General features: G+C 62.8%; 12 protein-coding genes and 2 tRNA genes. 8 read left to right on the forward strand and 6 right to left on the reverse strand.

What is annotated here, in order from left to right:
- From EU803_RS18705 to EU803_RS04390, 4 genes are all read right to left on the reverse strand, one after another.
- On the reverse strand, positions 1 to 312 hold a 312-nt coding region (locus tag EU803_RS18705), incomplete at its 3' end, for a hypothetical protein (RefSeq protein WP_207209166.1).
- Positions 313 to 393: 81 nt separating this feature from the next.
- Entirely contained in the window at positions 394 to 1,797 is a 1,404-nt protein-coding gene (locus EU803_RS04380) for an RtcB family protein (RefSeq protein ID WP_242494279.1), read from the reverse strand.
- 109 nt (positions 1,798 to 1,906) lie between these two features.
- A tRNA-Gln gene (locus EU803_RS04385) sits at positions 1,907 to 1,982 on the reverse strand.
- 595 nt (positions 1,983 to 2,577) lie between these two features.
- Positions 2,578 to 4,134 carry a TROVE domain-containing protein gene (locus EU803_RS04390; protein ID WP_129680197.1) on the reverse strand — a complete coding sequence of 519 codons (1,557 nt, stop codon included), beginning with the start codon at positions 4,132 to 4,134 and terminating at the stop codon, positions 2,578 to 2,580.
- Positions 4,135 to 4,310: 176 nt separating this feature from the next.
- On the opposite strand from EU803_RS04390, the gene rtcR reads away from it, so the two are divergent.
- The 3 genes from rtcR (at position 4,311) to EU803_RS04405 (ending at position 7,761) form a co-directional block, all read left to right on the forward strand.
- A complete protein-coding gene (gene rtcR, locus EU803_RS04395) occupies positions 4,311 to 5,885 on the forward strand; it encodes an RNA repair transcriptional activator RtcR (RefSeq protein WP_129680199.1) in 1,575 nt (524 codons plus the stop codon).
- Positions 5,886 to 6,094: 209 nt separating this feature from the next.
- Positions 6,095 to 6,322 (forward strand): hypothetical protein, encoded by a 228-nt coding sequence (locus EU803_RS04400; protein WP_129680201.1) that lies wholly within the window; start codon positions 6,095 to 6,097, stop codon positions 6,320 to 6,322.
- 104 nt (positions 6,323 to 6,426) lie between these two features.
- Positions 6,427 to 7,761, forward strand: coding sequence for an enoyl-CoA hydratase-related protein (locus tag EU803_RS04405; protein WP_207209167.1), 1,335 nt, complete (start codon positions 6,427 to 6,429; stop codon positions 7,759 to 7,761).
- A 10-nt stretch (positions 7,762 to 7,771) separates the two neighbouring features.
- On the opposite strand, the gene EU803_RS04410 is transcribed toward EU803_RS04405, so the two are convergent.
- Positions 7,772 to 7,987, reverse strand: a complete 216-nt coding sequence (locus EU803_RS04410; protein ID WP_129680206.1) for a hypothetical protein — start codon at positions 7,985 to 7,987, stop codon at positions 7,772 to 7,774.
- A gap of 145 nt (positions 7,988 to 8,132) precedes the next feature.
- On the opposite strand from EU803_RS04410, the gene EU803_RS04415 reads away from it, so the two are divergent.
- The gene (locus EU803_RS04415; protein WP_129680208.1) at positions 8,133 to 8,384 is read left to right on the forward strand and encodes a DUF2312 domain-containing protein; all 252 of its coding nucleotides are present in this window, start codon (positions 8,133 to 8,135) and stop codon (positions 8,382 to 8,384) included.
- A 75-nt stretch (positions 8,385 to 8,459) separates the two neighbouring features.
- Here the strand turns inward: EU803_RS04415 and EU803_RS04420 are convergent, their stop codons facing one another.
- Positions 8,460 to 9,338 carry a hypothetical protein gene (locus EU803_RS04420; protein WP_129680210.1) on the reverse strand — a complete coding sequence of 293 codons (879 nt, stop codon included), beginning with the start codon at positions 9,336 to 9,338 and terminating at the stop codon, positions 8,460 to 8,462.
- 95 nt (positions 9,339 to 9,433) lie between these two features.
- Here EU803_RS04420 and EU803_RS04425 point away from each other — a divergent pair, with 95 nt between their 5' ends.
- The 4 genes from EU803_RS04425 (at position 9,434) to EU803_RS04440 (ending at position 13,837) form a co-directional block, all read left to right on the forward strand.
- Positions 9,434 to 11,083 carry an iron ABC transporter permease gene (locus EU803_RS04425; RefSeq protein WP_129680212.1) on the forward strand — a complete coding sequence of 550 codons (1,650 nt, stop codon included), beginning with the start codon at positions 9,434 to 9,436 and terminating at the stop codon, positions 11,081 to 11,083.
- Between the two features lie 47 nt (positions 11,084 to 11,130).
- A tRNA-Thr gene (locus EU803_RS04430) sits at positions 11,131 to 11,206 on the forward strand.
- 259 nt (positions 11,207 to 11,465) lie between these two features.
- A complete protein-coding gene (locus tag EU803_RS04435) occupies positions 11,466 to 12,890 on the forward strand; it encodes a circularly permuted type 2 ATP-grasp protein (RefSeq protein WP_129680214.1) in 1,425 nt (474 codons plus the stop codon).
- A 5-nt stretch (positions 12,891 to 12,895) separates the two neighbouring features.
- Positions 12,896 to 13,837, forward strand: a complete 942-nt coding sequence (locus tag EU803_RS04440; protein WP_129680216.1) for an alpha-E domain-containing protein — start codon at positions 12,896 to 12,898, stop codon at positions 13,835 to 13,837.
- The last annotated feature ends 1 nt before the right edge of the window (position 13,838 follow it).

Consider the following 13,838-nt stretch of genomic DNA (forward strand, 5'->3'; position numbering starts at 1 on the left):
CGGGTCTCCTGACGAAATGCCGTGTTCACCGCTCAATACCCTCAAACAACTCAATCCAAGGGCGAACGTAACGGTACACCCCCACAAAGCAAGACGGAAATGCCGCACACGCAGAATGAATTCGGCCTGACGGCGAACCGCCACACCACGGTCAAACGCGTAGGAACGCAAAATGCCGCACCCGGTGTGACGTGGGCGCGGCACAGTCAGTTTGGCGGCGGCAGCCAAGGCGATTGCCTCTTGGGAGAATTCGACGCCACACATGTTCGCGATCGCAGCGAATGGCCGGTTTGACGGCCGGATTGCAGCCACCTCCCGACTTGGTCCACGGCAGCTCTGCGCTGCTAGCGCCGCACCGGCTGGAACGTGGGCGCTAGCATGGGACGACGCAGACTATCTGCGCCGCCCCTTTCTTTTCTTTTCCAGCCAGAACGGCGGTACATCGCCTGCCATCATGCAGCCGTAGGGGTCAATGTAGTCGACGATTTCCGCCAGTCCGAACTTTCCGATCTGACGAACCACATTGTCGGCGTTCTTGTAGGACGACGGCAATTCTGACGCGTCAATCCCGCCCGCCGGAAAGCGGACATCTAGGCCCTTTGTCTCCGCCTCCAGCGCCTGTTGGGCTGTTGTCTCGCCCAGACGCCGCCTGTGTTCGGTCCGGGAAAAGTTCCGGCCGGCCCCATGCGGCGAGAAGCCAAGCGAATGCCCCGCGTCCTTCCCCCGCACCACCAGCACAGGCTGTGCCATGTTGAGCGGAATCAGGGTCAGGCCCGTTGCGTCCGCGGCATAGTCGTCCCAGCCCGGTGTGGCCCCCTTGCCGTGGTAGAACAGATCGTCCCGTTTGAAGACGAAGTTGTGTTCGTTCCAGAACCGGTCCTTCGGCTGGGCACCCGAGAACTCGACCGTGGCCTGATGGATGGCGTTGTGGTTTGCCTTGGTCCACTTGCGGATCAGCTGCAACGCGTCCCAATAGGCCTGCCCATCCTCGGTGTCGGCAGGGATCCAGGCGTTCTGCTTCAACGTCTCGGGTGACAGCCGCTTGCGGTATCTCTCGGCGACCTCCATCCCCAGTTTGTAAAGCACCGCGCCCGGCCCGCGCGATCCATGGTGCGTGACCATGGCCGTGCGTCCCGTGTTGCGGGACCGGCCCACGAACAGGAAGTGGTTGCCATCGCCCTGCGTGCCGAGGTGTTCGACCGCCATCCGCAAGATCTTGGGGTTGCTCAGAAACCGGTTCGCGCGGAAGTCGTCCATCAGCGCCTGCGACATGGTGAACCGCTGACCGTTGCGCCGCCCGCCGGGGCCGAAGTGCGTGACCTTTTCGGCTGCGTCCAAGACCGTCTTGGGGTCGATCTCGCCCAGATCCGTCATCATGACGGAACAGCAAATGTCGGCCGAGTGCATCCCCGGGTGAATCGCATTGCGCGTGGCAACGACGCCGCCAACGGGGATCGTGCCCTCGGGTCCTGCGGGGCAGGCATCGGGCATCACCGCGGCCGAGACCACCGTCGGGGTCCGCACCACGATCTCCATTGTCTTGCGCACATCCTGAAGGTTCTTGACCTCGTCAGCGTCGTCGCTGGCTTCGATGTTGAAATGCAACGGCACGTCCGCCGCATGTTGCAGCGTCAGCGCGGGCGGCGGCTTCATGGCATCAAGCTTGGCGCGGATCTGGTCGTGACCGATGCCCGCGGCCTCTGCGGCCTGCGCGATTTCAAGAAGGCGGCCAAAATCCCGGCCGGGAATATGGCCCCACGCTTTCAGTGTGTCACTCGTGATTTCAATCTGTGTCATCATTCATACTTTCAACTTGCACGGAGACCGGAACAAGGGCCGTGCAGGATAACAATCCGTCACGACGCCTGCTCTGGCCAGGGACGAGCCTGCCGTCCCTCCTGTCGTCTGGCTGGAAGGGCAGGGATCGAACCTGCGACCTGCGGTACCAAAAACCGTTGCTCTGCCAGCTGAGCTACCTTCCAATTCTGGCGTGGATGCCGGCGGTTGAACCTGCGACATCCGGGATGGGGGAGGACAAGGGCTTGGCGAGACGCATACATTTGGAAGATGTAGTCCCGCCGGCATTCCTCCGGTTCGTGTTGGGTCTGGCAACAAGGGTTTGGCGAAACGAACTTGCTCGACCAACTGAGCTGCCCTGAGAAGTGAAATCAGGGACGGGAATCGAACCCGCGACACTGTAGTTCCGCCGGCATTTGCCAGAGTCTTGGGGTTTGGCGACAAGGGTGAAGAAACAGTTGGGGTCCCGCCCCCGCCCATTTGCATGGGCAGTTTGCCGTCTGGGCGCCTGCAAGGAGAGGAGTCGAACCGTCTCGGATGATCCCATGGGGAGCAATGTAGTTCCTTCGGCATTCGCCAAGTTTTTCTGCGATCCCGGCGACAAGTTTTGGTGAAACATGTTGTCTAAGCTACACGGCGTGAACCGTGGCGGGGATCGAACCCGCGACCTCCGATCCTGCGACCGGCGCTCTACCAGGGAGTTCCACCAGCATCCGCCGGGGTGATGTCCTTTGCGTTTTTTTTCTGTGCGGGCCGGGCAAATCTGCCCGACCCCTTTTTTCAGATGGCGATCTTTTCGATCTCGCCGACCCAGTGATCCGGACCCATCCTGCCGCCTGCATAGGCGGCGATCTGGTCAAAGACCGCGTCCGAGAACCCGCCGACGTTCAACACGTCGTCGCGTTCTTTCGCCTGTGCCGTCCCGTAGGGGGCGATATCGATGCAGACCAGCCTGGCCCCCGGGTTCCGCTGCTTCAGCTTTTCCCAGGCGTGCATCATCGCCGTCCCGGACCCGCCATGGGCATTGTGTGCCCAGGACTGGTTGTCCGAAACCATGACCACCAGATCGACCGGCTTGCGCCGTGCCAGCAGCCATTCCAACGGTGCCGCGCAGTTGGTCCCGCCGCCCCACTTTTCCGCCAAACGCCCGGCGTTTGTCAGGATCGTGTCGCGGGGTTCCAGCCGCATTTCCCGGACCTCCACCTCGAACGGCAGGACCAGTGCGGACGGGTTGCGCCGAAGCACGGCCGCCGCGACCAGACCGGCCACATCCACGAACCGCGTCGCGGTGGTGGCCCCCTTGCGGTAGCCGGTCACCGGACCAGACATGGAGCCCGAGACATCCGGACAGACGACAACCCGACCCGGAAGTTCCGGCACATTGCGTACCGCAAGCTCCATCGCGTCGTGCAGCGCATCCCTGATCTCTTCAGGCATCTCCGCCGACATGGCCTGATAGGCCGTCATCAGCTGGTACGGGAAGACCCGCGCCTTGGCGATCAGTGCCGGATCCCGCAGACGCGCCGCGATCATCCGGCGCATCTCGGGCAGGGCCAGAACCCCGTGCCGCAGAAACGTGTTCAGGTTCATGCGGGTCATCTGCCAGGATGCGTTTTCAGCGATCTCTGCCCATTGTTTCGTGGACAAAGGCAACTGCGTCAGCATCTGGAACGGAACATCGGGCACAGGGCCCGTGCCCGCCTCTTTGAACCGCAGGAAATCCTGCACGGCGTCCGGCAGCAACGCGACATCACACGGCTTGCCGATGATCCAGGCAAACAGCGCCTCACGCGCCGGGTTGCCCGGTTTCGGGTGCACCAACTTGACCACATCCGCCAGCGACGGATCGTTGCCCACGGCGGCCTGCAAAAGCGCCTTGTCGGACGCTTCGATCAGCCAGTTTGCAACCATCCGCTTGGGTGCCGAACCGAGCGATTTCCGCCCGGTCTGGCCCGACCGCATGATCTGCACGAAGGTCCGAAGCATCTTGCCGTTATCGACAACCTGCCCAAAGACCTGCCGGAACAGAACCGGATCCCGGCCCGCCAGCACCGCCAACAGCAGCGCGGGCATGTCCTTCATGTTACCGGACTTGCGCGTGTAGACGGCGGTCTTTGCCAGAAAGGTCGGGTCGACCGCGTTTGCGGCTGCCAGCACCTTCGCAAGCTCCTGCAGCGGGTCCTGATAGAATGTTGCGCCAAAGGTCCCGGTCATCGACAGCTGGGCCAAGGCATGGGCATCGGAATAGGCGTAGGCCGGCGCTTGCGCCAGATTGGTCGTGTCCGCCTTGGACAAGAACCGGCCTTTGATCGATGCAAACACGGATTTGTTTGCCATTGCTTTCGTCCTTCTTCGTTTGGTGAGGCTGTTTTCGGACAAAAGACGCATCCAGCGAAGATAAATCTGCTTTCCTTATAACCTATTGATTTAATGGTATAAATCGGCGTTACCGGGCGGATCCCCGTCCGCAACTATATTATTTCATATAGTATATTATCCTGTAATATAGGGTCATGAAAAAGAGCGTCGTCATAGGGTTTCTGGGCACGAATCTGGATGCAGGAAAGCGCCGTCGCTGGCGGCCTTCTGTTCAGATCAATGACCACCCCGACTTTCCGATTGATCGGCTCGAACTCATCCATGGCCGTCGGTGGAGCGGTCTGGCGAACAAGATCAAGGCCGAGGTAGAGCGCAGAAACCCCGAAACCGAAGTGCTCTTGCATCAGATGGAAATCGCGGACCCCTGGGATTTCGAGGAAATGTACGGCGCGATGTTCGATTTTGCCCGCGATTACGGGTTCGACGATGATCGCGAAGACTACTTCGTGCATCTGACGACCGGCACCCATGTCGCACAGATTTGCTGGTTCCTGCTGACCGAGGCACGGCATATCCCCGCGAAACTGGTTCAGACCGGCCCGCCCCGGGGGGATGACGACGGTCCGGGGTCCTTGCAGATCGTTGATTTGGACCTGTCCAAGTACAACGCGCTGCAGCAGCGCTTTGACCTCATTACCAAGGAATACAACACTCTTCTCAAGGGGGGGATCGACACCCGGAACGCCGCCTTCAACGCCATGATCGACCGGATGGAAGTGGTCACGTCCAATTCTGACGCGCCGCTACTTCTGGTGGGGCCGACGGGGTCGGGGAAATCCGACCTTGCCGGTCGGTTGTACGAGTTGAAACTGCAGCGCCGCCGCATCAAGGGTCGGCTGGTGCATGTGAATTGCTCGACCCTGAAGGGGGAACGGGCCATGTCCACGCTGTTCGGCCACAGGCGGCAGGCGATCCCGGGCGCGGCGGCGGACCGGCGCGGTCTTCTGCAGGAGGCGGACGGCGGGGTGCTGTTCCTCGATGAGATCGACGAACTTGGCCTCGATGAGCAGGCGATGATCCTGCATGCGATCGAGACCGGGAAATACTTTCCCCTTGGGTCGGATTATGAGGTCACGAGCCGGTTTCATCTCATCGCCGGGGCCAGCCGAAACCTTGCCGCTCTCGTGGCCGAAAACCGGTTTCGCGCGGATCTCTATGCGAGGCTCAACCTTTGGACCTTTGTCTTGCCGGCCCTGAGGGATCGGCCGGAGGATATTGCGCCAAACATTGCAAGCGAGATGGCCCAGATGGAAAAGAAGCTGGGGCTGCGGGTTACGTTCAATGCCGATGCCCACGCGGCCTATCTCGCCTTTGCGACAGATCCCGGGACCCAGTGGCTTGGAAACTTCCGGGATCTCGGGGCCTCGATACAGCGGCTTTGCACACTGGCCCCACGCGGACGGATCACCCAGGCCATGGTCGCCGAAGAAATCGCCATGCTTCAATCCACCTGGCAGGAATCGTCGCGCGACGAGGATATGCAATTGCTGACCGATCTGATCGGGCCGGAGGCGCTTGGCATTGACGAATTCGACAGGGTGCAGCTTGCAGCGGTCGTTCGGATTTGTCGCCAATCCTCCAGCCTCAGCGCCGCGGGACGGCGCCTTTTTGCAGCGTCACGGACGATGAAGACCAGCCGAAACGATGCCGACCGGCTCAAGAAGTACCTTGCACGGTTCGGGCTGGATTGGTCGGCCTGCCAGCAATAACCGGATCACCTGCAATCTCGGTCGGACGGATATTCCCCCTCATTGCTCTGCAAGTACAACAGCCTGACCCGCGAACCGCCGGAAACACCTTCGTGCCGAGTGGGCGTATGTGATTTGACCTGTGTCATGGCGGTGCACTGCCGCCCGACCTAGGCTGGGACTATGGGTGCGGGCCGGTCCGCGCCCCAACCCGCGAGGCCTAGATGATCATGCAACACATCTCATCCGACCCAACCGAAATCCGGGCCGAGATCGACGACCTTTTGGCCCTGATCGCCCGCAGCCCGACCCGCCGTCCGGCCGCGCAACCGCGCCTGCATCGGCTGTTGACGGCCCTGAAGGCGGCGGGCGCGCCTGTCCCGCTTGATCTTCTGGCGCTTGACCAGAAGCTGGTGGATGAAGCGGTTGAAGATATGTTCGACAACCTGCCGGTCTAGAGGGCGGGGTCCACGGCGGCCAAGTAGCCCTTGCCTCTTGGGGCGCCTTCTTGCCTAATGGTGCCAGCTAGGGGAAACCGGGGGCGGTCTGAATGGTTGGTTTGGTGAAATCCCGCATACATGACGGGATCGCCGTGATTGCCTTGGACAATCCGCCGGTCAATGCGCTTGGCGCTGGCCTGCGACGGGATCTGGCGGGCATTCTGGATCACCTGCGCGGTCGTTCGGGCGTTCTGGGCGCGGTCATCGGGGCACCGGGGCGGTCGTTTTCGGCCGGGCTTGACCTTCAGGATCTGGATGCCCCCATCACCCCGCCGTCCCTGCGTCAAATATGCGACCAGATCGAGGGGCTGCCCTTTCCAACCGTTGCGGTCCTGACCGGAAGCACCCTTGGCGCGGGTCTGGAACTTGCACTGTCCTGCACCTGGCGTCTGTCCGACCCCGAGGCGGTGATCGGCCTTCCGGATGTGACCCTTGGCCTTGTGCCGGGCGCGGGCGGAACCCAACGCCTGCCACGGATCGTGGGGGCGGCGCAGGCGCTGAACATGCTGATGAGCGGGCAATCCATTAAACCCGGCGCGGCACAGAAGGCCGGGTTGGTGGACGGGATCGTGCGGGGGGAACCCCTGTCCGGCGGGGTACATTTCCTGAAGGCCAAGCAGGCATCGGGCGCGCCTGTGGTGGCCAGCCGGGACCGGCGCGACGGCTTTGCCGACCCGGATGCCTATTTGCGGCTGGTCTCGGAACGCAAGACCGCGCTGCGACAGTCCCGCTATCTTGCGCCGCGCCGCATTGCCGACTGTGTCGAGGCGGCGATCCTCTTGCCATTTGACGCCGGAATGGAGTTCGAGGCGGTCGCGCATGAGGAATGCCGGTCGGGGCCGCAATCCCATGCCCTGCGCCACATGTTCCGGGCCGAGCGCCGGATCGACCCGCGCTTTCTGTCGCGCGCAGACGGCAAGGGATGGGCGCTGCATCCGGAGGGCGAGGCGGTGGCCGAACGGCTGCGCCGGGCCTTGCGGGCGGCGGTGGACCATTTGGCAAGTCTCGGCGTGACGCCCGAGGCGATTGACCGCGCTTTGCTGGATCTGGGGTTCACCCAGGTGCCGTTCGGGCATCGGGTTGCGGGTGGCGCGTCGTCACGGGGGCATGACGCGGTGCAGCGGCGGGTCGTTGCCGCGCTGATGGCCGAAGGGTGCCGGATGGTCGAGGCGGGCGTTGTCGCCCGCGCGTCAGACATCGACGCCATCGCCGTCCACGGCATGTCCTACCCGCGCTGGCGCGGCGGGCCGATGCGCACTTCGGTGCAGTTCGGGTTGCTGGGATTGAAACGGGACATGGCCCATTGGGCCAAGGAAAGCCGCATCTGGGAGGCGCCCGCGCTGGTCGGTGAGGCCGTCAAATACGCCGCCGGGTTCGAGGCGCTGCCGACCGTCTAACCTTGGTCGCTCAGGTCAGGATGACCCCGACCAGAACCAGAAGAAGCCCAAGGATCGACAAGAGCAGCGCGCCGATGTTGATCGGCAGGATGCGCGACATCCGCGCGCGCAGGGCATCGTCGTCCAGCCCGGCTTTGCGGGCACGGGCCACGGCGAAAATGCTCCAGACAATGCCGATCAGGCCGATGACAGAAATGCCTGCGCCGATCCAAACCAGTAGTTCCATCTTGCCCGTTCCCGTCGTTTCAATTTCCGCCGACTGCCTAGACCCATCGCCCCCGACAGGCAAGGGCAAGCGGGCTTGCAGGACCGGGCGCGGCGGGCTAGGGAAGGGGCCTTGAATGCAACTTCCGATCAGGTCCGGGGGCCCAATGTCCGAAAACGAATCCAGCGGCGGCGTCTATGGCGCAGAACTGCGCCAGTTCATCGAGCGCTTCGAACGGCTTGAAGCCGAAAAGAAAGACATCGCCGATGCCCAGAAAGAGGTGATGGCCGAGGCCAAGGGCCGGGGCTATGACACCAAGGTCATGCGCAAGGTGATTGCGCTGCGCAAGCGCGAACCCGATGATCTGGCCGAGGAAGAGGCGATGCTGGAAATGTACAAGGCCGCGCTGGGCATGTGACCCGGCCTTGGGCCAGAACGACAAAGGGCGCCGCTGGCGCCCTTTTGCATTTTCAGCCCAATCATTTGATGCCGGTCAGGGCGCGATGAAATTGACCCCCGGCATCCGGGCGATTTCGTGGACGTCGTCGTCGTAAAGCTCGGTCAGCTGGTCCATCACCTCTTCGGTCCAGCCGGGCAGGTCGTATTCCTCTTCCACCTCGTCATCCTTGGCGAATTTGTCGAGGAAGGCCGAGATGATCCGCCGTTTCTGCAATTCGGACTTTGGCGGATGGCCCTTGATGTAGGCCAGAAACCGGCTCATGCCTTCGTCGGTCATGATCGACTGGATCAGGTCGAACCCACCCTTGATCGGGGTCAGCGGGTCGATGCCCGACAATTCGCGCAGCAGCTGCGCCCAGATCAGCGGCGTGTCTTCGTTGCACCAGACCGTGACCGACGCGCGCGGGACAGCGGCCCGGATCCGGGCGATCAGGCTGGACCAACGAATGTCATCCAACGCGATCCCCCCCAGAAACTGGGCAAAGTCGTTGCGGTTGTCGCAGTCCCGAAAGACCGCCGGAACAAAGGTGGCCGGATTGCGGATGCCGATGAACAATTCCAGATCGTCCTGCGGAAACAGGTCGGACAGGCCGGTGACCTTTTGTTCGGCAAGACCGTAGAACTGCCCCTCTTCAAACACCCGGTGCGGAAAGCAGATGAACCGGTCGTGGCTCATCACCACCCGGTTGGCCTGTTCGTCGTCCAGGATCGCATCCAACAGGATATCACGCGTGTCGGGCGCGGGCTGTGCCCCATCAAGGTTCTGAATCGTTTCGCGGATCAGGCGGCGGTATTTCCCCGGCCCGGGAACCTTGATTCCCTGATCGGTGAAGGACTGCGCGTTCTTCAAAAGGGATTTGAGGAGCCGCTCCTCATCGGTGCAATTAGCCCCGATATGGTAGACGATCTGCATTTCCCGACCTGCCCGTCGTTCGTGTTCCGGTTTTCGTTTTGGGCAGTATAACGTCATTTCTGGACAGTGAAACCGGTTTCCGATAACCGAGCCATATGTCCGAGCAAACTGGTCAGATATTCACGCCGCGCCGGTTCCGCACCGATCCCTGGTCGGTCGGGGCGATTGTGATCGCCGTTCTTGTCCTGCTGCCGATCGTGGCGGTTCTTTGGTTCGCCGCGACGCCGACCGACAATATCTGGCCGCACCTGATGCGCACGACCCTGCCACGCTATCTGGGCAATACGGCGATCCTGATGTTCGGGGTTGGGCTGCTTACGGCGGCCATCGGCACCGGGGCGGCCTGGCTGGTGACGATGTACCGCTTTCCCGGAGTGGGCTGGATTCAATGGGCGCTTTTGCTTCCGTTGGCGGTTCCAGCCTATGTCGGGGCCTTTGCCCTGGTGGATTTCCTTGAATATGCGGGGCCGGTGCAAACCGCGCTTCGGACGGCCTTCGGTTGGGGCAATGCGCAGGACTACTGGTTCCCCGCGATCCGGACCCGGACGGCGGCGATCATCGTGCTTGCCGCCTCGCTGTACCCCTACGTCTACATCCTTGCCCGCGCGGCGTTCCGCGAACAAAGCGGCGCCGGGTTCGAGGTCGCCCGCGCGTTGGGTGTCGGTCCCCTTGGGCGGCTTCTTCGTGTCGGCCTGCCGCTGGCGCGCCCGGCCATCGCCGCCGGTGTGGCCGTGGTGATGATGGAAACGGTCAATGACTTCGGCACGGTCGATTATTTCGCGGTCCAGACGCTGACGACGGGCATTTTCACCGTCTGGCTTCAGGGCGGCAACCTTGGCGGTGCGGCGCAACTGGCGACGGTCGTGCTTGGGCTGGTGGTCATTCTGGTGACGCTGGAAAAGATCAGCCGCCGCAAAAGCAGGGTCTACGGGTCGGCGCGCGGGATGCGCCCGGTCACGGCCACGCCCTTGCCGGGGCTGGCGGGCTGGGCGGCGACGCTGGCCTGCCTGCTGCCTTTCACGGCGGGGTTCCTGTTGCCGGTGGGTGTGCTTCTGAGCCATGCGTTCGACGCCTCGGACTGGGCCGCGCCGGGGCTGGTGCGGGCGCTGTGGCACACGGTTGCGGTGGGCGGCATTGCCGCCTTTCTGACGGTGCTTGGCGGGGTCTTCATGGTCTATGGGGTCCGGCTGTCGGGCTATCGCCTGCCGCGGCTTCTGATGCCTGTCACGGCGATCGGCTATGCCGCGCCGGGGGCGGTTCTGGGCTTGGGCATTCTGGTGCCGCTGGCGGCCTTGGACAACCGGGTGGCCGATGCGATCTGGGGCGCGACGGGCTGGGACCCCGGCCTGATCCTGACCGGCAGCGCGGCGGCGCTGGTCGTCGCCTATGTGGTGCGGTTCTTTGCGATTGCGCAGGGGGCGGCGGATGCGGCGCTGGGCCGGGTGTCACCGTCCCTGCCAATGGCCGCGCGGTCGCTGGGGCAAACAGCGGGGGGCGCCTTGCGCCGGGTCTACGTGCCGCTGATCCGTGCCTCGATCGGGTCGACCCTGCTTCTGGTCTTCGTGGATTGCGTCAAGGAACTGCCCGCGACCCTGCTGCTGCGCCCCTTCAACTACGACACGCTGGCGACGCGGGTGCATGAAAAGGCCAGCCTTGAAAATATCACCGAGGCGTCGACCGCCGCGCTGATGATCGTGGCGGTGGGGCTGATCGCGGTCGGTCTTTTGGCGCGCGCGAACCGCTGAAACAGGGTTGCAAGGGCCGCGCCGCCCGCGTAAATCCGTGCCCGAGTGCCCCTATAGCTCAGCTGGTAGAGCAACTGATTTGTAATCAGTGGGTCGGGAGTTCGAGTCTCTCTGGGGGCACCATTTCAGCAAAGGGCCTGCCCGATCGGGGCGGGCCCTTTGCTTTGTCTGATGTGGCAAAGCGCGGTCTGGCGCGCGACGGCATCAAACGGCCAGCCTTGCAGGCTGCATCGCCGATATCTGCCTGATTTTTGTGCGCGACCGGGCCGACTGCCTGAAAGGCGGGCGCGTCCGTGGCGCAATTGCCTTTCCACATGCGGGATTTTGTCTGTAGCGTGAGGGAGATGTCTGGCCATGATTACGAAGGACTGGGGAAGACCTGATGACCGACGCGGCACTATTCGACGAGATGTGGGGCAGCGACAACGCCCTGCGCGACCCCTATCGTACGTTTCACGGTTGGCTGGATCAGGAAGACCCGGCCCGGCTGCGGGCCAAGCAGCGCGAGGCGGAAGACCTGTTTCGCCTTACCGGCATTACATTCAACGTCTATGGCAAGGCCGATGCCGAGGAGCGGCTGATCCCCTTCGACATCATCCCGCGCATCATTTCCGGCGCGGAATGGTACCGGTTGTCGCGTGGGATCGAACAGCGGGTCCGGGCAATCAACGCATTTCTGCACGACATCTACCACAAGCAGGAGATCGTGAAGGCCGGGCGCATCCCCGAAGAGATGATCAGCCGGAACGAGGCCTTCCTGCCGCAGATGATCGGGGTGGAGCCGCCGGGTGGTGTCTATACCCATATCGTGGGCATCGACCTTGTGCGTACTGGTCCGGGCGAGTTTTTCGTGCTCGAGGACAACGCCCGCACCCCGTCCGGGGTGAGCTATATGCTGGAAAACCGGGAAACCATGCTGCAGATGTTCCCAGAACTGTTCTCGCAGAACCGCGTGCAGTCGGTGCAGAACTATCCGGTGGATCTGCGCCGGTCCCTGTCGGCCTGCGCGCCCGCCTGTGCGGCGGCGGATCCGGTGGTCGCGGTGCTGACGCCCGGGATCTACAATTCGGCCTATTACGAACATGCCTTCCTTGCCGACCAGATGGGCGTGGAACTGGTCGAAGGGCACGATCTGCGGGTCGTTGACGGGCGGGTCGCCATGCGCACCACCCGTGGCTACAAGGCGATTGACGTGCTGTATCGCCGGGTCGACGACGATTTCCTTGATCCGCTGAATTTCGATCCCGAAAGCATGTTGGGCGTTCCGGGGATCATGGATGTCTACCGGGCCGGGGGGATCACCATCGCCAACGCGCCGGGCACCGGCATTGCCGACGACAAGGCGATCTACAGCTACATGCCCGAGATCGTGGAATTCTACACCGGAGAGCAGCCGCTGCTGCCGAACGTCCAGACGTGGCGCTGTTCGGAACCGGACGCGCTGGCCTATGTCCTCGACAATCTAGAAGATCTCGTCGTGAAAGAGGTGCACGGGTCGGGCGGCTATGGGATGCTGATCGGCCCGACCGCGACGAAGAAGGATATCGCGACCTTCCGCAAGAAACTTCAGGCGCGGCCGGGAAACTACATCGCCCAACCGACGCTGTCGCTGTCCACCGTGCCTATCTTTTCCCGCGCGGGGCTGACCCCCCGCCACGTGGACCTGCGGCCCTTCGTCCTTGTCAGCCCCGGCAAGGTGCATGTCACCCCCGGCGGGTTGACCCGCGTGGCCCTGAAGAAGGGGTCGCTCGTGGTCAATTCCTCGCAAGGGGGCGGGACCAAGGACACCTGGGTGCTGGAGGACTGATGGCCATGCTGGGGAAAACTGCAAACGGGCTGTTCTGGATGTCCCGCTATCTTGAGCGGGCGGAGAATATCGCGCGGCTGATCGAAACCGGGCAGCGGATCGGGCTGACCCGCCTGGGCAATAGCGAAGAGGAATGGACTTCGGTGCTGGAATCCGCCGGGTCGCTGGGGGCCTTTCTGGCGGAAAACGGCACGGTGACGAAGGAGGCGGCGATCAACTGGATGTTGCGCGCCCGCGAAAATCCGTCGTCGATTCAGTCCTGTATCCATTCGGCCCGCCAGAACGCGCGGCTTGTGCGCACCGCGATCACGGGCGAACTGTGGGAGGCGATCAACGCCACCTATATGGACAGCAAGACCCTGCTGGCCCGCAAGGTTTCGGAACGGGACATGCCCCATGTCATGCGGCTGATCCGGCAGAACGCGGCACTGGTGCGGGGCATGACCCACGGGACAATGCTGCGCAATGAAATCTATGATTTCCTGCGCCTTGGCACCTTTCTGGAACGGGCCGACAACACCGCCCGCATTCTTGACGTGAAATACTACGTCCTGCTTCCCTCGGTCCGGTCGGTCGGCACCTCGATCGACAACGTCCAGTGGGAAAGCATCCTGCGGTCGGTGTCGGCGCGGGGCGGGTTCCGCATGGAATACGGGGCCACCGGCGGGCCGCAGGAAATCACGCATTTCCTGATCCTCGACAAACGGATGCCGCGCAGCCTTGCCTTCTGCGTCAACAAACTGAAAACCAACCTCGGATACCTCAATTCCGGCCAGCCGCAGCGCTGCCCGGCGCAGCGGCTCGTTGCCGATTTGGAAAGCCGCTACCTGTCGCACGACGTCGCTGCGATCTTCGACTACGGGCTGCACGAATTCATCCAGGATGTGCTGGACAGCCTGTCAAAGGTGTCGCGGCAAATCGAAATCGACTTCAGGTTCTATGAGTGAC

Origin of the sequence: Loktanella sp. IMCC34160 (assembly GCF_004145845.1) — a bacterium.
GTDB lineage: Bacteria > Pseudomonadota > Alphaproteobacteria > Rhodobacterales > Rhodobacteraceae > SELP01.

What these genes read in the sequence shown, in the direction of transcription:
- EU803_RS04380 (WP_242494279.1), bottom strand. Translation starts at nt 1,797, where the DNA reads ATGACACAGATTGAAATCACGAGTGACACACTGAAAGCGTGGGGCCAT.
- EU803_RS04390 (WP_129680197.1), bottom strand. Translation starts at nt 4,134, where the DNA reads ATGGCAAACAAATCCGTGTTTGCATCGATCAAAGGCCGGTTCTTGTCC.
- rtcR (WP_129680199.1), top strand. Translation starts at nt 4,311, where the DNA reads ATGAAAAAGAGCGTCGTCATAGGGTTTCTGGGCACGAATCTGGATGCA.
- EU803_RS04400 (WP_129680201.1), top strand. Translation starts at nt 6,095, where the DNA reads ATGCAACACATCTCATCCGACCCAACCGAAATCCGGGCCGAGATCGAC.
- EU803_RS04410 (WP_129680206.1), bottom strand. Translation starts at nt 7,987, where the DNA reads ATGGAACTACTGGTTTGGATCGGCGCAGGCATTTCTGTCATCGGCCTG.
- EU803_RS04415 (WP_129680208.1), top strand. Translation starts at nt 8,133, where the DNA reads ATGTCCGAAAACGAATCCAGCGGCGGCGTCTATGGCGCAGAACTGCGC.
- EU803_RS04420 (WP_129680210.1), bottom strand. Translation starts at nt 9,338, where the DNA reads ATGCAGATCGTCTACCATATCGGGGCTAATTGCACCGATGAGGAGCGG.
- EU803_RS04425 (WP_129680212.1), top strand. Translation starts at nt 9,434, where the DNA reads ATGTCCGAGCAAACTGGTCAGATATTCACGCCGCGCCGGTTCCGCACC.
- EU803_RS04435 (WP_129680214.1), top strand. Translation starts at nt 11,466, where the DNA reads ATGACCGACGCGGCACTATTCGACGAGATGTGGGGCAGCGACAACGCC.
- EU803_RS04440 (WP_129680216.1), top strand. Translation starts at nt 12,896, where the DNA reads ATGCTGGGGAAAACTGCAAACGGGCTGTTCTGGATGTCCCGCTATCTT.